A 22,081-nucleotide genomic window follows, 5' to 3' on the forward strand; every position below is an offset into this window, starting at 1 on the left:
TTAAAATTTTCTCAATTTTCTCAATTCAGGTATTGACCCTCACGGACCGGCAGGGGTTAAAGTGATTTCATCAAGAACAGGAGGTTCCCAGATGAGAACAGTAAAGGATGTATCCAAACTGACCGGTATCAGCGTACGCACGCTGCACTATTACGACGAAATCGGACTGCTGAAGCCCACCTCATGCAGTGCAGCGGGATACCGGCTTTATGACGATAAAGCCCTGGAACGTTTGCAGCAGATACTGTTTTTCCGGGAATTTGATATGCCGCTTCTGGAAATCAAAGCGGTTATGGAAAATCCTGCCCTTGACAGAGACACGATCCTGAGAAGCCAGAAGAAAATGCTGCAGCTGAAAAAGGATCGGCTGAACCGGTTAATAAGCAGCATCGATGATATCCTGAAAGGAGAAAATGAGATGGATTTTGCAATGTTTGACAAAGCTGAAATAGAGGAAATGTGCCGTACAATCGTAGAAAATTTAAAGGAAGAGGAGCTTGCGGGCATTACCGGCGAGTATGGAAACCTGGAGAATTTTCAGAAGCATTTTGTGGAAAATGCATCCGACCCTTCGGTACAGGAGAATTTCAAAAAAATAGTGGAATGGTATGGAAATAAGGATGCCGCGATGAATGCGGTAAAAAATCCAAACGGCGCCGAGGTGGTGCAGGCTTACCAGAACAGAATAGACGGCATTTACCATAAAATAGCTGATAAAAAAGGGACGGATACCGCATCCTTTGAAATAAAATCGCTGATTGGAGAACTGGATTTTGTCTCCAAACAGCTGTATCAGATGCCGGATGTAAAAAAACTGATGCTGGATATGGCGGAGCTGTATCTTAACGACGAGTCCATGAAGAAGACAATGGACGCCCGGTATGGGGAAGGGGCGGCGGAGTATATCGGAGAGGCTGTGAAGGAATTCTATAAGTAAGACGGCGGATGGAATACGGCGGAATAGGAGATAAAGCAGGAAATACTACACTGAAGAGAAATAATCGCGGCCTTATCCTTTCCTGAAAATCTCCTGTTCCGTAATTTCCCCCTGCTTCACATACCCGATTTTCCTGTAGACTGCATTGGACGGCGGATACCCGGCATCGGCATAAAGCATGGGAGTCAGGCCGTCCTGCAGCAGCTGTGTCACTGAGGATACCAGCATTTCAGCATATCCCTGTCCCCGGTGCTCCCTTGCTGTAACAACGGCGTTGAGCCTGGCATACCGCTCCGTCCTATGAGTAATATCTGTCATGGAAACAATTTTCCCCTCTTCATTCTCCCATAAAAACAGACTGCCCGACACAGACTTTCCCTCCGCATACTGTCGGGCTTCCTCCCGATCAGGCTCCTGCAGATCCGCATCCCGCATCATAACAGTGATAAGCTGTGCGATTTCTTCCTGATAACAGGGCGCAGCCGGCAGCATTCTTCCGCGTTTTTGCACCGGATGGACGCTGGGACAGGCATAAACATTCAGCCGTTTGTTTATCCGGTATTCGGCGTGCTCGCTGTTTGCAAAGCTTCGCAGCAGCGCTTCTGTATATGGCTCATACGCATTTACGGCAATCCGGCCGCAGGCGGAAAAACGTTCCCGGAGGATGGACGAAATTTCAACGCGGCTTTTTTCATCCGGTGAATTTTTCAGCCATATCCAGACCGGCGTATGGGGATTGCTCTGCGCAAGAATACAGGTACTTCCATCCGTGGCAATAAAGGCTCCGGCATCCTCTCGTATGCGGTAAAACAAATTAAAGCAGCACCGGTCCTTTTCCGTAAGCAAATTGTCCAGTAATGGATTTGAACCATTTACACGATACATTTTTATACCCCTATATCGCAGGCTTGCCTGCGGCACTGCATGAAGCATTGGTTTGGCGGAACTTCCCGGGCTCTTATTTTCCGTCTATGGTACCGGTCACGCCCCACATAGCCTTTCTTCAAGAAAGTGTCTTACTCTGCATGTTTCCCGCACATCATGGACAAAGCCAAAATGCTCCGCCACAAATCCTGCCAGTTCATCAAAATAATCATACATAAGAAAAAGGCACCTGCTGATATCCTCATAATCCCCGCCGGGGAAAATGCCCTGGAACCGCGCCATCTCTTCCTCTGTCAGAAAGCGCTTCAGATATTTGCAGGAGCTGCCGGTGCTGACCTGAAAATTATGGTCTATCCCCACCTTCCAGTTCAGCATCTTAAGAAACATGGGCATAGCCAGCACATCGTAGGCATGCTTGGAGTAGTACAGCTCCTTCCGGCACACTCCCTTGGCCACATACAGACACAGCCAGCGGAATTCGTTGCAGGTATTGTAAAACTCCATTTCTCCGGGCGGCTGAAAAAAAAAGGCTTCTTCCGACCCAATCGGCAGCAGGGAAGGAAAATTGTCCTTATTCAGCAGGACGATCCGCGGTTCCTTATTTTCAGCCTCCCCTGAAATCAGGCCCACATCCCGCAGGGTAAGGTCAATCCGGTTCCCGTCAGCAAACTGTATAAGAAAAGCGAAGGGATCGCGGCTGTTATAATCATAAGGGTGGGAATACCAGTCCGTGGGACACTGAACAATCAGGATATCACCCAGCCGGTGAATCCATTCCTTATCCCGGGTAAACTCCCGCACATCAGTAACAAAAAAGGTGATATCAAAGTCAGAATATTCATCATGGACAGCATTGGGATTTGCCCGGGAGCCTTCCATGGTTACAGCGCGTATCCGCGCATCTGCGTTGGCAGTTTCAAGAATCATATCCAGCATTTCCTTTTCAGTGCGCATACAAAACCTCCTTATCCCATTTATCCGTGTCTTTCGCCGGCAGCATTTTGGACATTAGAATCCCTGACTGCGAGGATTGTAAATTCTCCCGGGTACCGCTTATCGGTCCAGGCCGGATGCTCGTCAAAACGCTTCAGTAGAAAGCCGCTTTCGATAACGGCATTTATGATTTCACTCATCGTATATTTCCTATATTCACACATCGGAAACTGCTTCCGGATTTCCTCAGGATAAAACCTGGCATGCGCCATTTCCCCGCGGATAATTTCTGTAGAAAAATAATCGGTCACCGGCTGCTCAAAGTCCATAATATCCATCACCTTCTGGAAAGGATGGAAATCGCTTGCAATCATGCGGCCGCCCGGACGGAGAAAGGAATGCATGACCTCCATGAATTTCCCGATGTCATGAAAATAATGAAGGATGCCGCCTTCCATGAACACCACATCAAAAAAGCCTCCGTATTTTTCCATATCGGCTTCCAGCACATCACCCAGGACAAAATCAACGGACACGCCGGCCGCCTCTGCCGTTTCCAGGGCATACCGCATGTTTCTCTCCGAGATGTCGAATATGGTCACCTCCGCGCCGAGAACTGCCAGCGGAATGGCCTTTTTACCGCAGGAGCCACAGATATTGGCAACCCTGATTCCTTCAAAGGTATCAAAATACGCCGCATATTTTTTCAGCATTCCCACAGGATCTTCCAAATCCTTTCGGGCGCGCTCCTCAGGAGTACCGTCGTGCTCCACCCAGAATTCATAGGCGTTGAATTCCCAGGCCGATTTGTTCTGTCGGACGTAATCCTTCATGGTATTCCCTCCCTGTTGCCAGGAGTTCCTGGCGTACCCCGGCCTTCCTTCTGAAGGCTATGAAACTCTGTTTTTTCTTATTTCCTCATTTTACCTGATACCACTTAAAAAATCTATGGATTCCCGCAAATCTAATCTTGACAAAATTACTCCACTTTACTATAGTTAAACTATAGAAGAAAAGGAGGCCGACTGCTTGTTAATCACACGGGAAACGGATTACGCGCTCCGCATCCTCCGTTCACTTGCCCAGGGCTCCTGCCTGACAGTAGGGGAGCTGGCGGAAAAGGAGACGCTGCCGCTGAAATTTACCTACAAAATCATAAAAAAGCTGGAAAAAGCAGGAATCATCCGGATTATCCGGGGCGTAAACGGCGGCTGCCAGCTGGAAGCGGACCTGCATGAGGTCAGCCTGTACGATCTGGTCGGCGCAGTGGAGACGAATGCCCGCCTTGCGGCCTGCATGAATGCGGATTACCAGTGCGAATGGCGTGACAAAAGCGGGACGCCCTGCAACGTCCACGCACAGCTTGCCAGGGTACAGCAGGCAATTGACCGGGAATTCAGATCCCGGAGTCTTTACTGGATATTATTTGGGGAAAAGGAATAATTTTTTTGGATATAAAAGTGGATAAAAAAAGTCAAGTATTGCCGTTGTAAAAATGGGGAAAAGCACGGCAATCGGAAACATATCTGCCGTACCTTTGGCAGTAAATATATAAAGACACTGTGACCTGACAGTCACGAATCACTTGGGAACTGTACAGAATTACATTTATACAGACAGTTCCTTGCCATCCAAACACATAAAGGGGGAACTAAGTATGCTTTATCAAACGACACAGGAGCATGAAGCGTTCAGACAAAAAATGAGGGAGTTCGCGGAAAGCGAAGTAAAACCAATAGCGTTTCTGATGGATCAGAATAATGAATTTCCAACGGAAGCGATAAAGAAGCTGGGGGAAATGGGACTGATGGGGATTCCATATCCCAAGGAATACGGCGGCGCCGGGTTGGATGTGCTCAGCTATGCAATCGCGGTGGAGGAGCTGTCCAGAGTGGACGGCGGGACAGGAGTCATTCTTTCCGCACATGTATCCCTTGGTTCCTGGCCGATTTTCGCCTTCGGCACGGAGGAACAGAAGCGGAAGTATCTGACGCCTCTGGCAAAGGGGGAGAAAATAGGCGCATTCGGCCTCACCGAACCCAACGCAGGCTCTGATGCGGGCGGAACCGAGACAACTGCCATACTGAAGGGTGATTATTACCTGCTGAATGGTGGAAAGATATTCATAACGAATGCGCCGAAGGCAGACACGTACGTAGTATTCGCTGTGACTACCCCGGATATCGGAACCAGAGGAATTTCTGCATTTATCGTAGAAAAAGGCTGGGAAGGCTTTGAATTCGGAGATCATTATGATAAAATGGGTATTCGGTCCTCATCCACTGCAGAATTGATATTCAACGATGTAAAGGTTCCCAGGGAAAACCTTCTTGGAAAGGAAGGACAGGGCTTCAAAATCGCCATGGCTACGCTGGACGGCGGACGCATCGGAATCGCCTCCCAGGCGCTGGGGATTGCACAGGGTGCATTTGAACATGCGCTGGAATATTCCAAAGAACGCGTACAGTTCGGAAAGCCCATCTGCCAGCAGCAGATCGTATCCTTTAAGCTGGCTGATATGGCAACCAAGCTGCGCTGCGCCCGTTTCCTTATCTACAGCGCGGCGGAACTGAAGGAACACCACGAACCCTATGGCATGGAAGCGGCAATGGCGAAGCAGTATGCTTCCGATATATCCCTGGAGGTGACCAATGACGCCCTGCAGATATTCGGAGGAAGCGGCTATCTGAAGGGAATGGAAGTGGAGCGCGCCTACAGGGATGCGAAAATCACTACCATATATGAAGGAACCAATGAAATCCAGCGCGTTGTCATCGCCTCCCATCTGATCGGAAAGATGCCCCGGGAAGCGGGCGGTCCTGCGAAAATCATGAAGAAACCGGCTCCGGTTACCGGTTACCGCAAAAAAATGATTTTAAAGGAAGGCAGCGCCCAGGAAAGAGTTGCAGCCCTTGTTGCGGCCCTTATAAAAGACGGTTACGATTTCAGCGTGGGAATTCCCGCGGACACCCCGATACCGCTGGCAGAAAGAGTGGTTTCCGCCGGAAAAGGCATCGGCTCCAGGGAAAATATGAAGCTTATCGAAGAACTGGCAAAACAGGCAGGCGCGGCCATCGGTTCCTCCAGGCCGGTAGCCGAAACCCTGAAATACGTGCCCCTGAACCGCTATGTGGGCATGTCCGGCCAGAAATTCACAGGCAACCTCTATATTGCCTGCGGCATTTCGGGAGCTGTACAGCACCTGAAGGGCATCCGGGACGCCTCCACCATTGTGGCGATTAACAAGAATGCCAACGCGCCCATTTTCAAGAACTGTGATTACGGAATCATCGGGGATGTCAATGAGATTTTGCCGCTTCTTTCGGAAGCGCTTAATAATGGAGAAACCAAGAAGCCGGCACCGCCCATGGTTAAAATGAAACGGCCGCTGCCTCCCAAACCGGCGGCAATCGGAAAAACCTATGTGTGCGGCGGCTGCGGCTATGAATACGATCCTGCGGCAGGAGATCCGGACTCGGACATCGCTCCGGGCACACTATTTGAAAAACTGCCCGCTGACTGGGTTTGTCCGGAATGTGCGGAAAGTAAGGATATGTTTATGTAGGCTACGGCCAGAAGGAGGAAATAGAAAATGTATTGTGTCAGAAATGTAACGGAAGATCTATACTGGGTGGGCGCCAATGACCACAGACTTACCCTTTTTGAAAATATTCATCCCATTCCCAGAGGCGTTTCCTATAATGCTTATCTGCTTTTGGATGAAAAAACGGTGCTGTTCGATACTGTAGACTGGTCCGCCTGCAGACAGCTGCTGGAAAACATGGACTATCTGCTTCAGGGAAAAGAGCTGGATTACCTGGTAATCAACCATATGGAACCGGATCACGGCGCATCCATCGAAGAAATCCTGCTCCGCTACCCCAAAGTAAAAATTATCAGCACCCCCAAGGCCTTCATGCTGATGCGTCAGTTCGGCTTTGACATTGATAATTATGAACAGATTGAAGTAAACGAGGGCGATACCCAGAGCTTTGGCAGACATACGGTAACCTTTGTCAATGCCCCCATGGTGCATTGGCCCGAAGCCATGGTCACCTTTGATGTGACAACCGGAGTCCTCTTCTCCGCAGATGCTTTCGGCTCCTTCGGCGCCCTGGACGGCAAGCTGTTCAATGATGAAGTGGACTTTGAAAGAGACTGGATCGACGACGCAAGACGCTACTACACCAATATTGTAGGCAAATACGGCGCTCCCGTCCAGGCCCTCCTCAAGAAGGCCTCCGGCCTGGATATCAAAATGATCTGCCCCCTTCACGGTCCCGTATGGCGTTCCAATGTAGCATATTTTATCGAAAAATATGACCGCTGGAGCCGCTACGAGCCGGAAGAAAAAGGCGTAATGATCGCCTACGCTTCCATGTACGGCAATACAGAAGCCGCCGCACAGGCGCTGGCAGCGAAACTCTGTGAAAAAGGCATGACAAATGTAGTTGTTTACGATGTTTCCAATACCCACGTATCCCAGCTCATTTCCGAGGCCTTCCGCTTAAGCCACATCGTGCTGGCCAGCGTAACCTACAACCTGGGAATTTATCCTGTAATGCATAATTTCCTTTCCGATATGAAAGCCCTCAACCTCCAGAAACGTACCTTCGCCCTCATCGAAAATGGATCCTGGGCCTGCAAATCAGGAGACCTGATGCAGAAATTCATCGAAGAGGAAATGAAAAATATGACAGTCATCAACGAAAGACTGTCCCTTGCTTCCACCCTCCACCCCGATAAAGCTGTAGAACTCGATACCCTCGCAGACGGAATCATCGAATCCATGCAGCCCGAGGCATAACCAGACAAAACAGTATAATGTAAATCCCCAATCCCCCGCGTCAATCCTCCGACACTATGCCGGCATGCCGCGGGGGATTTGACATACCTGTCGGCCCTTCCTTTACGCAGCAATAAAGCCAGGCCCCGCTGCAGAAAAAAGAAGCTGTACCGGATTTATCCCTCCCCTCCCCATGTCAAAAAGATACACATAACACGTAAAGATTTTAAGGTATTCAATCGAAAGCAGGATATGATATACTAAAAGCACCAACGACAAAAGAAAGTAGGTAGAAACTTCATGAGTAAGAAATTAATTGGCGTTCCCCTTGAGGGATTTGCACAGCTTTGCCGCGAGGCGGCGGCCCAGGGAGCGGTCCTGCTGAAAAATGAGGACCATACACTGCCGGTTACCGATGGAGAATGCGTATCCGTTTTCGGCAGAATCCAGAAGGACTATTACCGGAGCGGCACAGGATCAGGAGGCGCGGTAAATGTACCCTATGCCACGAACCTGCTGGACAGCCTGCGCCAGTGTGACAATTTGAAGATAAATGAGGAACTGGCGGGCATTTATGAACAATGGATCCAGGAAAATCCTTTTGATGACGGAGGCGGAGGCTGGACAGCGGAGCCCTGGAGCCAGAAGGAAATGCCGGTAACAGAGGAGCTTGTAAAAAAAGCTGCACAGAAATCCGACAAAGCGCTGGTAGTCCTGGGCAGGACAGCTGGCGAAGGCAAGGACTATGAGGATACGGAAGGCGGCTACCGCCTGGACGCCGCGGAAAAAGAACTGCTCGCCATGGTGACCAGACATTTTAAAAAGACCGCCGTCATTCTAAACGTAACCTGTGTCATTGACATGAGTTTTCTGGAGGAAGCCTGTGAAAATCCGGTCACAGCCATTCTTTATGTATGGCACGGCGGACAGGAGGGCGGAAATGCGGCCGCCGATGTGATTTCTGGCAGAGTTACCCCCAGCGGAAAGCTGGCGGATACCATTTGTTACAGCCTGGCGGATTACCCTTCCACAGCCAATCACGGCGGAGAGCTTGAAAACATTTACCAGGAAGATATTTACGTAGGCTACCGCTATTTTGAAACCTTCGCGCCGGACCGTGTCCGCTATCCTTTCGGCTTCGGGCTTTCTTATACCGATTTTTCCGTGATGCTGCAGGAAGCGCATGTGAAAAACGGAAATATTACCGTGAAAGCCAATGTAAAAAATACGGGCAGCCGTTATTCCGGCCGGGAAGTGGTACAGGTTTACTTCAGCGCTCCCCAGGGAAAGCTGGGACGTCCCGCCAGGGAACTGGCGGCATTTGCCAAGACGGGACTGCTGGCTCCGGGAGAAGAGGAGGAGCTGCTTCTTACATTCCCCATCGCGTCCATGGCGGCCTATGATGACGGCGGTTATACCGGAAACAAAGCCTGCTATGTGCTGGAAGAAGGCTGCTACCGGATTTATGTCGGCACCAGCGTCCGCGACGTGGCGCCGGTTATGGTAGACGGCGCGGAAGGCTATGAGGTTGCCGGACTTACGGTAACACAACGCCTGGAAGAGGCCTGCGCTCCTGAAAAAGAATTTATCCGCCTGAAACCGGGAGCATGTCAGGGCAGCATCTATGAAAAAACAGGACAAAAAGTACCTACGGCAACAGTTTCTCTGGCAGAACGCATCCGTGCCAATATGCCTCCCACGCTTACCAGGACCGGCAGCCGGGGAATTCAGCTTAAGGACGTACTGGATAAAGCGGAGTCCATGGAAGCCTTCATTGCCCAGCTGACACCCGAGGAGCTGGCAACACTGGTACGCGGGGAAGGAATGTGCAGCCCCAGGGTAACACCTGGCGTGGCCTCCTGCTTCGGCGGCCTGAGCAATTCTCTGCGTGAAACCTATGGAATCCCGATTGCCGCGGCTGCGGACGGCCCCTCCGGTATCCGTATGGATGTGGGCGCACAGGCAACTCAGGTGCCTATCGGAACACTGCTTGCCTGTACCTTTGACACAAAGCTGGTGGAAGAACTCTATGTAATGGAAGGGAAAGAGCTTCTGCGCAACGAGATAGACACCCTCCTGGGGCCTGGCATCAATATTCACCGCAATCCGCTCAACGGCCGGAACTTTGAGTATTTTTCAGAGGATCCCCTTCTTACGGGAAAAATGGCGGCAGCCAATATCCGCGGCATTATGCGCGGCGGTTCCAACGCCACCATGAAGCACTATGCCTGCAATAGCCAGGAAAAGGAACGGAGCAAGGTAAATGCTGTGGTTTCAGAAAGAGCGCTGCGTGAAATTTATCTGAAGGCCTTTGAAATTGCTGTCAGGGAAGGTGGAGCCAATTCCGTGATGACCTCATACAATCCGGTTAACGGTCACTGGAGTGCCTCCAATTACGATCTGAACACCACAATCCTCCGTAAAGAATGGGGCTTTGAGGGGATTGTAATGACCGACTGGTGGTCAACGATGAACGACTGCATCCTCGGAGGAGCGGAAAGCAGGGAAAATACGGCGGCCATGGTGCGTTCCCAGAACGATTTGTACATGGTTGTGGACAATCTGGCTGCGGAAAATAATCCCATGGGTGACAATACCCTGAAAGCCCTGGGAAAAGGCGAATTGACGCTGGGTGAGCTTCAGCGCTGCGCGGCAAATATCTGCCGCTTCCTGATGAAGGCCCCCGTCATGGAAAGAGCCCTGCTTCCTGAGGAAGAACCAGAACTGATTCCGGCACGTACAGAAAATGGCGAAGCTTCCGGAAAAGCCGCGCTTCTGAAGGATTCCTGCAGGCTTGCCACCCCCATGAACGAGCATGTCCTGTTTGCCGTGGAAGAAGCCGGCGTATATCACGTACGGATACAGATGAAGACGGATAATCCGGATTTCCGCGCACAGTCTGCCTGCAATGCCAGCCTGAACGGCATCCGTTTCATGACGCCTCAGCTCAACGGCACGAACGGTGTTTCTATTGTCCGGGAAATGGGCGACGTAAGCCTGGAAAAAGGATATTATGATCTGTGCCTGACACCTACCAAGATGCCGGGAATTACTGTAGAGTGGTTTGAGTTCTACAAATAACGGATCCGAAGGACTGAATACGGTGGCGTGTACCTGACGCTGCCGTATTTTTTTCTGGGCAATCCCCACTGGATATGATAAACTGTCAGAAGACAAAGAATAATCAGAATCACATGGAGAAAAACAATGCAGACCAGAGATATGACTTCCGGCCCGCCGGCCCGGCTGATACTTCAGTTCGCCCTTCCTTTGATGCTGGGAAACGTATTTCAACAGTTTTATACCTTTGTAGACACCATGGTGGTGGGACAGGCGCTGGGAGTCGGCGCCCTTGCCGCACTGGGAGCTTCGGAATGGCTGACCTTCCTTATGTTCGGGCTTGTACAGGGAGTGGTACAGGGCTTTTCTGTTGTAATAGCCCAACGTTTTGGGGCAAATGATGAAGAGGGCATGAAAAAAGCGGTGTCAGGTGCCATATTTCTGTCATTGGGGATGGCGGCTGCGTTTACTGTACTGGGGCAGCTGATGCTCAGGCCTGTTCTGGTGCTGCTGCATACACCTGAGGAAATCATGGGACTGTCTCTTGGCTACCTGAGGATTCTTTATGGAAGCCTGCCGGTAGCCTTTGCCTATAATCTTCTCGCTGCCATACTGCGTGCGGTGGGAAACAGCAAAACACCACTGCAGGCGATGACCATTTCCTCCTTCTGCAATATAGTGCTGGACATCCTTTTCGTATTTGGATTTCATCTGGGAATCCCCGGTGCAGCCTTTGCAACGGTGCTGTCTCAGGTCCTTGCGGCCCTCTTTTGCTTTATAAAGCTGCAGGGAAGCGGTCTGCTCTCCGGAGAGCAAAGCCTGCTTTCCCTGAATCAGGAAACATGCCGGCCTGACCGCACTATGCTGAAGGAACAGCTGAAACTGGGACTTCCCATGGGGCTTCAGAATATGATAACGGCATTGGGCGGATTAATTGTCCAGTCGGTTATCAATGGCTTTGGTGTTGTTTTCATCGCAGGCTATACGGCTGCCAATAAGCTGTACGGGCTGCTGGAGATTGCGGCCTCCTCCTACGGATATGCCATGTCCACTTATGCGGGACAGAATCTGGGAGCCGCCAGATTTGACAGAATCGGCAGGGGTCTTAAGGCAGCCGGCCTCATCGGGACGGCGACAGCGCTTATTATGTCGGCAGTTATGATCCTTTTCGGCAGGCCGGTTCTTGGCTGTTTCCTGACCGGGGACGGTGCGGCGGCAGCGGCGGCGATGGAAATCGGATATCACTTTCTTCAGGTGCTGGCCCTGTTTTTCCCTCTACTTTACATTTTATATATAATCCGTTCCTGTATCCAGGGACTGGGAAATTCGGTGCTGCCTATGGTATCCAGCATTGCCCAGCTGGTGATGCGTACCGGCTGCGCCCTGCTGCTGCCGCCGCTGATCGGGCAGTCGGGAGTTTTTTATGGAGAGGTCTGTGCCTGGATAGGAGCTGATTTAATTCTGGCATGCAGCTATTTTTACTGGATGGAACGGCTGCGCAGGCTGTGAAGCGATATGGAAAAAAACCACAGAATAAACATATGGAAGAGGCGGTAACTGTTCCATTGCCTGAACCGTTACAGTGAACCATTACAGCGAACCATTACAGGAAGCAAACATCCAAGCAAACGATGTAGCATATGCTATGACTTGGGAGCGGAAGCAAACGATGAAGCAAACGTTATGATTTGGGTTGTTATTTTTCCGGCTTTCTTCTATAATAAAAAGGCGCGCAAACGGCATCTGCCCGGAACGCGCCGGAAAACAGAAGGTACGCAGGAGAAGCGAAGGAATACAGCATGAATATATCACCCATCGCGCCGTTCATCAAATGGGCGGGCGGTAAACGGCAGCTGCTGCCGCAGATCAGCGCAAGGCTGCCAGAAAATTATCATACCTATTATGAGCCTTTTGTAGGGGGAGGAGCGGTTTTGTTCGCTCTTTGCCCTGAACGTGCTGTCATTAACGATATCAACGGTTCTCTTGTGAATTTATACAGACAGATTAAGCTAAGCCCTGAAGCCATAATTGATGCGGTGGAACAGCTGGACGGGGAAGCGGAGACGGACCGGAAGGTTTTTTATTACGCAAAGAGGGCCGCATATAATGAAAAAATGATGAAGGGTGAATATGATGTGGAGCTTGCCGCCCTGTTTCTCTATATAAACAAACACTGCTTTAACGGCCTTTACCGTGTCAATGAAAAAGGACTGTTCAACGTCCCTTTCAATAACAGCAAGGCAAAATCCTGCAGCCCGGAAAATATACGGGAGGTTTCGGAATACCTGCAGAATGTCACGATTTTACAGGGAGATTTTGAGGAGTCCTGCAGGGATGCAGAGCAGGGGGATTTTGTGTTCTTTGACAGTCCCTATGCGCCGCTGAATCCATCCTCCTTTGAATCCTATACCAAGGAAGGTTTTGACGTGGAGAGCCATGAAAGGCTGGCCCGGCTGTTCCGTGAACTTACGGAAAGAGGCTGCAGCTGCATGCTGACGAATCACAACACGGTTTTTATCAATGAATTGTACGAGGGATTTACAAAGGAAGTGGTACAGGTGAAACGAAACATTAACTCCGATGCAAGCAAACGTGTGGGAGAAGAGATTATTATAACAAACTATTAGGACAGGTACATGGAAAAATTACTGCATACCAGGCAAAAGCCATATTATGAAACAGAAAATGAACAGCTCTATCTGGGAGACAGCTTCCGGCTGCTGCTGAAAATGGAACCGGAAAGCGTGGATATGATTTTTGCTGATCCCCCGTATTTTTTAAGCAACGACGGTGTTACCTGTCAGGGCGGGAAAATGGTTTCGGTGAATAAGGGGGAATGGGATCAGGGAATGGACTGCGGCTCCAAGCATGCCTTTAACCGCAGGTGGCTGCGCCTGTGCAAAAAGGTGCTGAAGCCGGACGGTACCATCTGGATTTCAGGAACGCTCCATAATATTTATTCCATCGGCATGGCCCTGGAGCAGGAGGGTTATAAAATCATCAACAACATCACCTGGCAGAAAACCAATCCGCCGCCGAATCTGGCCTGCCGCTGCTTCACTCATTCCACGGAAACCATTCTCTGGGCGCAGAAGGCGGATCGGAAATCCCATCACCTTTTCAATTATGAGCTGATGAAGGAGGTAAACGGCGGCAAGCAGATGAAGGATGTCTGGACCGGGAGCCTGACCAAATCCACGGAAAAAAAAGAAGGAAAGCATCCCACCCAGAAGCCTGAATACCTGCTTGAAAGAATTGTGCTCGCATCCACGGCGGAAGGAATGCTTGTTATGGATCCCTTCTGCGGCTCCGGAACCACAGGAGTGGCAGCCAAAAGGCTGGGCAGAAAATTCATCGGGCTGGAGATGAGGGAGGAGTACCTAGAAATCAGCAGGAGGCGTTTGGAGAAAACTGACGCAACCCCAGGAGCAGAAGGCGCCATTTGAGGCACATAATATCCAGCCAGTGATTCCAGCAGAAAATCGTTCATGGATATTCGCTCATGGAAGATTGCTCATCGAAATTCTCCCATCGAAATCCATTACACTGGTACTATGTAGCTGTTCGGTTCTATCACAACTACAAAAATATATCTTATTACAGCTGCCGGCATACCATTTCAGGAGAGCCGGCAATTTTTATGCTGGTGCGGCATATAAGCTACAGGCATTTCCAACCAGGGCTTCTGCCGCTGCTTCTTCTCCTGTGGGTTAGCTGCGGCCATCATATATGCTTAATTCCGCAGAAAAATTGTTGAAAGAACTTGAAAAATTATGTAAAAGCAGATATGATAATGTTAGAAATATTACTGATATGATTAATATAAGGAAAGGAAGATGACTATGCAGCTGGCAGAAGACATAAATTTTACAACGGAGAAGAAAGAACTTTTATCCGAAAAAATCCATGATGAAATTCTTGAACTCATTATTAAAAATGCGTCGGAAGAGGAGCAGGTGCTGAATGAAAAGAGGCTCGTTGAGCTGTTTGGCGTCAGCAAAGCGCCGGTAAGAGAGGCGCTGATTAAATTGTGCAGCGAAGGAGTGCTGCGCAATGTTCCCCGCTACGGCTACGTGGTAGTAAAAATGAAGGAAAAGGACGCCAGAGATATTACGAAGCTCCGCTGTATTTTGGAAACGGAAGCCCTGAAGGCCGGTTTCGACAATATTATCCAGTATCATCTGCCTGATATCAAGGCCCATATAGATAATACGGCGCGGATGCAGCTGGAGCCTGTGGATGTATGGAGGGTTTGGGAGGATAATGAACAATTCCATTTGCTTCTGGCATCCTATGCGGACAATCAGCTTCTGATGAAATTCCTGAAGGAAAGCCTTGGCATCCAGAAAAGGATTTATGCCCAGTTTTCCTGGAATAAAAAGCAGAGTATGGATGACTGCTTTGATGAAGAGCCGCATGTGGGAATTTACAGGGCGCTGCAGGATAAAGACCTGGATAAGGCGCTGGAACTGTTGCGGAGAGACATTTCGTCCTCACTGGAAAATCGGATGCCGGGCTGACGCACACAGCAGGAAGGAGAGAATTTTATGAAGGTATTTCTGAATCCCGACCGTGAAATAGGCCGGCGAAGCCCCATGCTTTACGGACAGTTTATTGAACATTTCCATCGCCAGATTTACGGCGGTGTCTATGATCCCCAGTCTCCGTTCGCGGATGAAGATGGCTTCAGGACAGATGTGCTGGAGGCAATGCGGCGGATTAAAATGCCCATTCTGCGCTGGCCGGGAGGCTGTTTTGTATCCTCCTACCACTGGAAGGACGCGGTGGGAAAAGAAAGGCAGCCTTTTTTTGACAAAGCCTGGCGTGTGGAGGATCCGAACTCCTTTGGTACGGATGAATACATAAAGCTGTGCCGGAAAACAGGCTGTGAACCTTACATTTGTACAAATGCAGGCACGGGCACCGCAGAGGAAATGAGCGACTGGGTGGAGTACTGCAATCTGGAAAGTGAGGGGAAATATGCGAAATGGCGTATTGAAAACGGCTATGAGCAGCCTCATAAGGTTAAATACTGGAGTATCGGCAACGAGAATTACGGTTTCTGGGAAATCGGTGCGAAAACAGCTTCCGAATGGGGAAGGCTTGTAAAAGAAGCTGCAAAAATGATCAAGCATGTAGATCCCACTACCGAACTGACGGCAGCGGCTTTGACTGATATTCACTGGAATATTGAGCTTCTTGAAAACTGCGGTGAATTTCTGGACTGGATTTCCATTCATGAATACTGGGACGGTATCCATCAGACGAACGATTATGCCAATTATGAACAGGTAATGGCTTACACGGACCGGCTCGGACATTCCATTGATGAGGTCCGCGGCCTGTTGACGGCGATGAAGCTGGATAAGAAGATTAAGATCGCTTTTGATGAGTGGAACTTAAGAGGCTGGTATCACCCAAATGTCCATACCATCAAACAGGGGGTAACCAGGGAAGAATATCTGTATCCCAGGGATAAAAACGATGATAATACGAAATATACCATGGCGGATGCCGTATTTACAGCCTGTTTCTTAAATGAACTGAACCGGAACTGCGATATTGTGGGAATGGCTAATTTTGCTCCGGTGGTAAATACCAGAGGCTGTATATATACCTGTCCCGAGGGTATTGTCCTTCGTTCAACTTATCATGTGTTTGATTTGTATGTGAACTATCTGGGAGATATTGTCCTGGATACCTGGTCGAAGGAAACGCCGTCCATGAAAGTAAAAGCCAAGGATGGCCGTGAGCTTTCGGTGGATGCTCTGGATATTGTGGCAACAAAATGGTCCGACAGGCCAGGGCTTGCGATTGCGGCTGTGAACAAGGAACCGGAGGAAGCGCTTACGTTATCTTTGAATTTTCATTCTGCCAAAGGAAACGTGAAGCTGTTTACCATCAGCGGAAACAGTACGGAATCCTACAATGATATGGGGTACGAAGAGGTACGGATTGAAGAATCAGAGGCCGGAGCGTTCAGAATGGGAATGGAGATTGCCTTGAAAGCGCATTCCGTAAATGTGATTTGGATTGAAGAATAAATGGATTGTCAGTACAGGCCGGCAGCAGAAATGCGCCGGCCTGTGCCTTTTAGGGACTCAGCCTTTGTTAAATACATACTTATCCAGCCGATCCATAGCTTCCACAACAAGAGAATGCGGGACTGCAAGATTTATACGGATTGCATAAGGCCTGTGAAAGGGCCGTCCGTCCTGCCAGATAACGCCGACGCTGATACCCGCTCTGATAAGCTCATCCATGGATTTATGATGCTCTTCACACCATTTTTCACAATCCAGATATAACATATAGGTTCCCTGCGGCCTGGCGAGGTCGACTCCTTTAAAATGTTCACATATATAATGGTAAGCATAATCCACATTTTCAGTGAGTACCTGACGCAGCTCGTCCACCCATTCATACCCTTCCGGCTGGTAAGCGCCGATTAGGGCGTGCATGGAGAGAACATTCATGCTGTTGTAGTGGGACAGCTCCGATTGCTTTTTGACCCGATCACGCAGGTATGGATTATAAATAATATGGTAGGAGCCGATCAGCCCGGCAAGGTTGAAGGTTTTGGAAGGAGCATATACAGCAATGGTTCTGTTTCTTGCATCCTCGGATACAGATTGTGTTGGAATATGCTGATATCCCTCCAGGGTCAAATCAGACCATATTTCATCGGAGACAACAACGCAGTTATTTCTTGCATAAACGTCCATTGCTTTTTCAATTTCCTCACGGGTCCATACACGTCCGCAGGGATTATGGGGAGAGCAGAATACGGCAAAATGAATATGATACTGCTTCAGCTTTTTATCCATGTCTTCATAATCCATACGCCAGATGCCTTCTTCGTCACGGACGAGGTCACTGTGGATGATTTTGCGGCCGTTGCTTTCCAGGGCGCCGGTAAAGCCGACATATGTGGGCGCATGGAGCAGCACTGCTTCACCGGGAGCCGTAAATGCCTGTGCGGCTGCACAAACGCAGCCAAGGACGCCGTTTTCATAGCCAATAGCGTCTTTTGTAAGGCCTTCCACGCCATTTCTTTTGTTTTGCCATTCTATAATTCTTTCATAATATTCTTCTCTTGGATCAAAATAACCGAAGGCAGGGTGCTTTGTACGCTCAATAATTGCATCCTGGATGGTGGGGACTGTGGCATAATTCATATCGGCCACCCACATGGGGATTTTGGAAAAGCCCTCCTGTACTTTGGCATCCGGGAACGGAATAATGTCTACGGCGATGGAATCCTTCCCCTGCCTGTCAATAATTGAAGTAAAATCGTATTTCATTTTCTTTTTCTCCTGTCGTACAATTTTGTAATTTAAAACTCCTAACGTTAGTTTACTATTCCGGACAGCCTTATTCAACATCCAATTTAAATAAGATGCAGAAAGAGTGAACAGCAGGGATAATTGATAAAAAATTATTATGAATACCAATAAATATATTATTTTACATTATCCAGTCAATCCTTTATTATTAAAATAGTGCGGCCGAAAACCGATGGCATAATTCGCCGCATAAACTCATAACTGAGAATACATAAAAAAGATACAACGGGGAGAAAATCAGCATGAATTTACTAGTTATCGGCGGAGTTGCTGCCGGAACCAAAGTGGCGGCAAAGGCAAAAAGAGTAATGCCGGATGCGAAAGTTACGATTGTTACCAAAGGAAAGGATATTTCTTATGCAGGCTGTGGTCTGCCTTATTATGTCGGAGAGCTGATTGAAGGAAAGGATCAGCTTATTGTTAATACACCGGCAAAATTTTCAGCACTCACAGGCGCGCTTGTACAGACAGAGCGGGAAGTAACAAGGCTGGATGTAAAAGAAAAGAAGGCGGTGGTCCGGAATCTACGTACAGGCGGCGAGGAAATTTATACATATGATGCATGCGTTATTGCTTCAGGCGCTTCTTCCATAGTACCTCCGTTCACAGGAGTAAATCTTCCGGGAGTATTTACCATGCGTACACCGGATGATGCAATTGAATCCAGAGAATATTTGAAGGCCAATCAGGTAAAAAAGGCAGTGGTTGTAGGCGGCGGATTTATCGGTCTGGAGGTTGCAGAAAACCTTCTCGCGCAGGGAGTAAGCGTGACGGTAATGGATATGGCACCCCAGATTATGCCGGGTTTTGATCCTGAAATGGCGGATTATGCGGTGCGCCACCTTGCCAAAAAAGGAATCAGGGTGCTTACCTCCACTAAACTGGAAGGAATCACCGGAACGCTGAAAGCAGAAGGCGTTCAGACCGATAAAGGGCATCTGCCTGCCGATATGGTGATACTTTCCATTGGCATCCGGCCTAATACCGGATTTTTGCAGGATACCGGAATTGAAATGTTCAAGGGAACGATTCTGGTAGACGAAAAGCTGCGCACTAATGTCCCGGATGTATATGCGGCAGGGGACTGTGCTATGGTGACAAACCGGCTGACCGGCGCAAGGCAGTGGTCTCCTATGGGTTCCTCCGCCAATATGGAGGGGCGTACGCTGGCGCTTGCGTTAAATGGTGAAGAGGTAAGCTATCCCGGGGTTCTGGGAACAGGCGTAGTCAAGCTTCCCGGGCTGAACGGCGGACGTACCGGCTTGACGGAGGAAGCGGCTAAGGCGGCCGGTTATGATGTGGAGACCGTGCTGTCAGTGACAGATGATAAGGCTCACTATTATCCGGATTCCTCATTTTTTGCAGTTAAGCTGATTGCGGACAGGAAGAGCCGCAGACTGCTGGGACTTCAGGTATTGGGGCCGGGAGCGGTGGATAAGATGACGGATATCGCTGTCATGGCGATCACCTTTGGAGGAACGCTGGAGCAGATGACCTCTCTGGATTTGGCCTACGCACCTCCGTTCTCCACAGCTATCCATCCCTTTACGGCGGCGGTACAGATCCTGCTGAATAAAATGAATGGTGTTATGGACAGCTTTACGCCTGCTGAATATATGGCCGGTGCGGCGGATGATTACAGGATCATAGATGTAAATCCCGCCGGTCCCACCATACCCGGAGTGACCTATGTGGACCTGACTGCTGTTGATGCTCAGGTGCTTGCCAACCCTCGGGGAGAAATCCCGGGATTAGGAAAAGATGAAAAGCTTCTGCTTGTATGTGCAAAGGGCAAACGTGCCTACCTGCTTCAGAACAGGATGAAGCACTATGGCTATACCAATACCAGGGTGCTGGAAGGCTCATCCTTCTTTAATGTAATCAGGACAGGAAATGCGGCGGGACAGGTAACGGTTTCTCCGGAAGAAATCACCCGCGTGAAAGCCCTGGGGTGTCTGCATAACAAAGGAACCGATAATTTCAATGTGCGTGTGATTACCAGAAATGGTAAAGTTACCGCAGAGGAAAACCGAAGAATTGCGGACGCGGCAGCCAGGTACGGCAGTGGAGATGTAGTTATGACTACCAGACTTACCATGGAAATTGTCGGAGTGCCTTATGATAAGCTGGATGAGCTTCGGGATTTCCTGGCGGAAGGCGGTCTGGAAACGGGCGGAACAGGCTCAAAGGTACGTCCCGTTGTATCCTGCAAAGGCACCACCTGCCAGTATGGACAGCTGGATTCCTATGCATTGTCAGAGAAAATACATGAGCGCTTTTACCATGGCTATCATGAGGTAAAGCTGCCCCATAAATTTAAAATTGCTGTCGGAGGATGCCCGAATAATTGTGTAAAACCTGATTTGAACGATTTTGGTATTGTAGGACAGCGGATTCCCTCTTATAATGTAGATATCTGCCGCGGATGCGGGAAATGCCAGGTGGAGGATATTTGCCCTATGGAAGCGGCCAGAGTTGTGGACGGCAAGCTGATTATAGACAAAGAAAAATGTAACAACTGCGGGCGCTGTGTTGGAAAATGTCCATTCAAGGCAGTGGACGATGGTATCTATGGTTATAAGGTATATATCGGCGGACGCTGGGGAAAGAAAACTGCGCATGGCAAGGCATTGTCGAAGGTATTCACAGGTGAGGAAGAGGTTTTGGCCGTACTGGAAAAGGCAATCCTGCTTTTCAGGGAGCAGGGAAAGACCGGGGAACGCTTTGCGGATACGGTAAACAGAATCGGCTTTGCTGAAGTAGAGGCCCAGCTGCTGGGAGATGAAATCCTTTCCAGGAAGGATGAAATAATCGGAGCTCAGCTGCATTTAAAGGGCGGAGCTACCTGCTAAAACAGGAGCTGAAGAAAAAAACTGGGAAGGGGCGGAATATTCCGCTCCTTTTTGAGAAAAAATACTTGGCCGTATATTCGGCGAAACGGAGAAGGAAATGGAATGTATCAGTATCAGCTTTAAATCTGCGCCGGAGGAGATACGCCGGATTTTCGTATTTACCCAGGAGGAAAAGAAACAGCTTCTGGAGCAGGCTGAGCAGGCGGTACTGCTTGCAACCTGTAATCGGACGGAGATTTATGCCACCGGAAAAGAATCGCTTTTTCCGGTATTGGAAAGGCTGCTGGCGGAGAAAAGCGGTATGGAGGAGACAGAGCTTCGCCGGATAGCAAAACGTTTTCAGGGGAAAAAGGCGTTGGAGCATCTGTACAGAGTTACCTGCGGTATGGACTCCATGGTGCTGGGGGAGGATGAAATTTTAGGTCAGGTCAGGCAGGCCTATCTTTTTTCCTGTGAGGAACACAGGACAGGATATGAGCTGAATACGGCTTTTCAGGGGGCTTTGGCCTGTGCAAAAAAAATAAAAACAGAAACGGACATCTCCAAATCCTCTGTATCCATTGCAACTTTGGTTTCCAATGAAGTATTTCGGACGGAAAATGCAATAAAGAGGGAAGAAGGCGCACAGAGCGGCCGGGAAGAAGGGCTTCGGGTTCTGTTAATAGGCGGCAGCGGGAAAATGGGAAGTATCATCCTCAAAAACCTGCTTGACAGAGGGAGTATCCATGTTTATGCCACGAAAAGGAATCACAGTGTAACGGACAGGGAACGCAGCAATCTTACTGTGGTGGATTATGGGGAAAGGTACCGTTTTCTGAAGCAGGCGGATGTGGTTATATCCTCTACGGAAAGCCCGCATTACACGATTACCGCAGGAAAGGCCGCAGAATTACTGAAGGATGGCCGTGAACGGCTTTTTATAGATATTGCGGTGCCTGCGGACATTGACCGGGAAATAAGTGCGCTTCCGGGCTGCCGTTTGATTGCTATTGATGATTTCAGGGAACTGGCAGGCCGGAATAACCTGCGCAAGCAGCAGGCGATTGCGGATGCCGGAGAACTTATGAGTGAAGAACTGGAAACGCTATACAAGACTCTGGCTTTCCATGAAGCGGCAGGGCAGCTGAATAAATGGAAGGAAAGCTTTGCCGGCTGCGGTCTGGACAAAATACTTTTTTTCCTGAGAGATAATCTTGATTCCGATTCCTTTCAGGCAGTGCTGGAGGCCTTTGGAAAAGCGCAGGAAGGGCGGAATTGATGTCGGTACTGACGGCAGAAGGAG

At 49.4% G+C, this 22,081-nt stretch carries 16 protein-coding genes; 12 read left to right on the forward strand and 4 right to left on the reverse strand.

Going from position 1 to position 22,081, the window contains the following annotated elements:
• The first annotated feature begins 91 nt into the window (after window positions 1-91).
• Window positions 92-937: a MerR family transcriptional regulator gene (locus tag DXC51_RS14740; RefSeq protein WP_117544834.1), complete on the forward strand. Its 846-nt coding sequence runs from the start codon at window positions 92-94 to the stop codon at window positions 935-937.
• Window positions 938-1,009: 72 nt separating this feature from the next.
• On the opposite strand, the gene DXC51_RS14745 is transcribed toward DXC51_RS14740, so the two are convergent.
• From DXC51_RS14745 to DXC51_RS14755, 3 genes are all read right to left on the reverse strand, one after another.
• Entirely contained in the window at window positions 1,010-1,822 is an 813-nt protein-coding gene (locus tag DXC51_RS14745; protein WP_181970111.1) for a GNAT family N-acetyltransferase, read from the reverse strand.
• Window positions 1,823-1,918: 96 nt separating this feature from the next.
• On the reverse strand, window positions 1,919-2,776 hold the full coding sequence (locus DXC51_RS14750; RefSeq protein ID WP_117544836.1) for an aminoglycoside 6-adenylyltransferase: 858 nt from the start codon (window positions 2,774-2,776) through the stop codon (window positions 1,919-1,921).
• Window positions 2,777-2,796: 20 nt separating this feature from the next.
• Window positions 2,797-3,588 (reverse strand): class I SAM-dependent methyltransferase, encoded by a 792-nt coding sequence (locus tag DXC51_RS14755; protein ID WP_117544837.1) that lies wholly within the window; start codon window positions 3,586-3,588, stop codon window positions 2,797-2,799.
• Window positions 3,589-3,784: 196 nt separating this feature from the next.
• Here DXC51_RS14755 and DXC51_RS14760 point away from each other — a divergent pair, with 196 nt between their 5' ends.
• The 9 genes from DXC51_RS14760 (at window position 3,785) to DXC51_RS14800 (ending at window position 16,645) form a co-directional block, all read left to right on the forward strand.
• Window positions 3,785-4,198, forward strand: a complete 414-nt coding sequence (locus DXC51_RS14760) for an RrF2 family transcriptional regulator (RefSeq protein ID WP_021640294.1) — start codon at window positions 3,785-3,787, stop codon at window positions 4,196-4,198.
• Window positions 4,199-4,412: 214 nt separating this feature from the next.
• A complete protein-coding gene (locus tag DXC51_RS14765; protein ID WP_117544838.1) occupies window positions 4,413-6,320 on the forward strand; it encodes an acyl-CoA dehydrogenase family protein in 1,908 nt (635 codons plus the stop codon).
• Window positions 6,321-6,347: 27 nt separating this feature from the next.
• A complete protein-coding gene (locus DXC51_RS14770) occupies window positions 6,348-7,562 on the forward strand; it encodes an FprA family A-type flavoprotein (protein WP_025487507.1) in 1,215 nt (404 codons plus the stop codon).
• Window positions 7,563-7,841: 279 nt separating this feature from the next.
• Window positions 7,842-10,622, forward strand: a complete 2,781-nt coding sequence (locus tag DXC51_RS14775) for a glycoside hydrolase family 3 protein (protein ID WP_117544839.1) — start codon at window positions 7,842-7,844, stop codon at window positions 10,620-10,622.
• Window positions 10,623-10,748: 126 nt separating this feature from the next.
• Complete coding sequence (locus DXC51_RS14780; RefSeq protein ID WP_025487505.1) at window positions 10,749-12,110, forward strand: MATE family efflux transporter; 1,362 nt, start codon at window positions 10,749-10,751, stop codon at window positions 12,108-12,110.
• 290 nt (window positions 12,111-12,400) lie between these two features.
• Window positions 12,401-13,228, forward strand: a complete 828-nt coding sequence (locus DXC51_RS14785; protein ID WP_025487504.1) for a DNA adenine methylase — start codon at window positions 12,401-12,403, stop codon at window positions 13,226-13,228.
• Between the two features lie 9 nt (window positions 13,229-13,237).
• Entirely contained in the window at window positions 13,238-14,047 is an 810-nt protein-coding gene (locus DXC51_RS14790; RefSeq protein ID WP_025487503.1) for a DNA-methyltransferase, read from the forward strand.
• A gap of 396 nt (window positions 14,048-14,443) precedes the next feature.
• On the forward strand, window positions 14,444-15,121 hold the full coding sequence (locus tag DXC51_RS14795; RefSeq protein ID WP_025487502.1) for a GntR family transcriptional regulator: 678 nt from the start codon (window positions 14,444-14,446) through the stop codon (window positions 15,119-15,121).
• A gap of 27 nt (window positions 15,122-15,148) precedes the next feature.
• The gene (locus DXC51_RS14800) at window positions 15,149-16,645 is read left to right on the forward strand and encodes an alpha-L-arabinofuranosidase C-terminal domain-containing protein (RefSeq protein WP_025487501.1); all 1,497 of its coding nucleotides are present in this window, start codon (window positions 15,149-15,151) and stop codon (window positions 16,643-16,645) included.
• 57 nt (window positions 16,646-16,702) lie between these two features.
• Here DXC51_RS14800 and DXC51_RS14805 read toward each other — a convergent pair whose 3' ends face one another.
• Window positions 16,703-17,905 carry a MalY/PatB family protein gene (locus tag DXC51_RS14805; protein ID WP_025487500.1) on the reverse strand — a complete coding sequence of 401 codons (1,203 nt, stop codon included), beginning with the start codon at window positions 17,903-17,905 and terminating at the stop codon, window positions 16,703-16,705.
• A 284-nt stretch (window positions 17,906-18,189) separates the two neighbouring features.
• Here DXC51_RS14805 and DXC51_RS14810 point away from each other — a divergent pair, with 284 nt between their 5' ends.
• The gene (locus tag DXC51_RS14810; RefSeq protein WP_117544840.1) at window positions 18,190-20,799 is read left to right on the forward strand and encodes an FAD-dependent oxidoreductase; all 2,610 of its coding nucleotides are present in this window, start codon (window positions 18,190-18,192) and stop codon (window positions 20,797-20,799) included.
• A 97-nt stretch (window positions 20,800-20,896) separates the two neighbouring features.
• The gene (gene hemA, locus DXC51_RS14815) at window positions 20,897-22,057 is read left to right on the forward strand and encodes a glutamyl-tRNA reductase (RefSeq protein ID WP_025487498.1); all 1,161 of its coding nucleotides are present in this window, start codon (window positions 20,897-20,899) and stop codon (window positions 22,055-22,057) included.
• Window positions 22,058-22,081: the final 24 nt, after the last annotated feature.

The sequence above is a fragment of the Eisenbergiella massiliensis genome (genome assembly GCF_003435485.1).